The 1085-nt window shown below is 44.2% G+C and carries 1 protein-coding gene; it reads right to left on the bottom strand.

Going from position 1 to position 1085, the window contains the following annotated elements; all coding sequences use genetic code 11:
• Positions 1–1085, bottom strand: a 1085-nt coding sequence (locus A3729_RS33250) for a TonB-dependent receptor domain-containing protein (RefSeq protein WP_197475925.1), incomplete at both ends; no start/stop codon positions are given.

The raw sequence follows: 1085 nt of genomic DNA on the forward strand, positions 1-1085 counted from the left end.
TAAAACGATGCCTTCTTTCCAGCGACTTGAAAACAGAGTTAAATCTGTAGAATAGTCATTAGCGAGAAAATGATTGACCCACTCAATCGTATCAATTTCCTCTGGTTTGATGCTCTCGTTTGCTTCAATTGCCTGAACAGAGCCAAATCTCTCAATTGCTGTGGGCGCTCTAAAAGCGTGGCCGTAAAGAAGCTTGGAGCTATAGTTTTCATTGACTTTGACAATGAGCCCTGCTCTTGGCGAAAGGTGAGAGCCGACATCTGAGTAATCGTCTGCTCTGAGACCATAGACAGCATGCAGTTTGTCATTAAATAAGCCTGTCTTGGCTTGGAATAGTGCATACCTAATGTGTCGTTTAGAATTCTTATAAGGGTTGTCTTGATCAACAAGGGTGCTGCCATTTAAGTCGATCCGGGAGTAGTTGCTACCGTTGACGATAAATCGGTCATAACCAGCACCGAGAACCCATTGCGTTGAGGCTTCAGGCGATTTGCCTTTTAACTGAAGTTTCGCGCCACTACGTTGCTCATTTGTAGATTGATAGAGTGTGTGAGGGCAGTAAAGAGGGTTATTGGTCGTATTGGTTCCATCTTTACAGTCAAAAGAAGTGATTGGTATATCGTTAGGCGCGTACACGAGGCTTATCGGGTAGCGTGCATTGTCAAATGACCATTCTTGCTTACTCTGCCAATGATAGATTTGAGTGCCCAGTTCAATGCTATCGCTAAGCTGGTAATCGTAAGATAAGCTTGCGAGCCAGAAGCTGGAATCTTGCCCTGAATGTTCCCGATCTTCAGTTAAGCTGGTAGATTGCACGTCAAAATTATCATCAATACGGGTAAAGAACTGGGTGCCGGTGCTTGGAAAACCAGATGCCAAATAGTTTGCGTAGTATGAAAAAAACTCGACACGTCCTGTATCGACTTTGCCAGCGCTCAATTTTATAAAGCCACTTTGATCACGATAGGCATAGTGTCTTTCGGAGTTATAGAGCAAACCGTCATCAGGATCGGTGTAGCGATAGTTCAAGTTTTGATCGCTCTGTCGGGCAAATGCTAAGCCGGCATTGAGTATGCTATCTTCGA

This window comes from Oleiphilus sp. HI0043, from assembly GCF_001634935.1.